Genomic DNA, 406 nt, shown 5'->3' with positions numbered 1-406 from the left:
GTAGATTACTATCTAAGAAATGATGCAGATAACAGCATAATCGATGGACCTATTGCGGGCACTGGTAGTGCTATTTCTTTGAATACAGGAAGTGTTAATAGTACGACTACTTATAATGTGTATGCTGAGAAGAGCAGCGGTTATAACAGAACTCATCAAGGTTCATTGCCTTTTGGTCTTCAAGATGTAGGTTCTTATTCGGGCGCTGGATTTGCAGATTTGGATGGGGACGGAGACTTAGATATTATGTCTCCTAACTCAGGATCAGCAAACTACTTTTATTTCGAGAATATTGGAAATTCATCTTCTCCTAACTATACTACTTTTCAAACTAACCCATTTGGTATTACATCTACTTCTGGTGTGTATAGATATGCAAATTTTGCAGATTTAGATAATGATGGTG

At 37.2% G+C, this 406-nt stretch carries 1 protein-coding gene; it reads left to right on the top strand.

Annotated features, from left to right (window positions below):
• Positions 1-406: hypothetical protein (locus tag E1176_RS20040; protein ID WP_222933030.1), on the top strand; the 406-nt coding region annotated here is incomplete at both ends.

The sequence above is a fragment of the Fulvivirga aurantia genome, assembly GCF_009711475.1.
Taxonomy (GTDB): domain Bacteria; phylum Bacteroidota; class Bacteroidia; order Cytophagales; family Cyclobacteriaceae; genus Fulvivirga; species Fulvivirga aurantia.
This window is presented reverse-complemented; position numbering and strand designations above follow the sequence as displayed.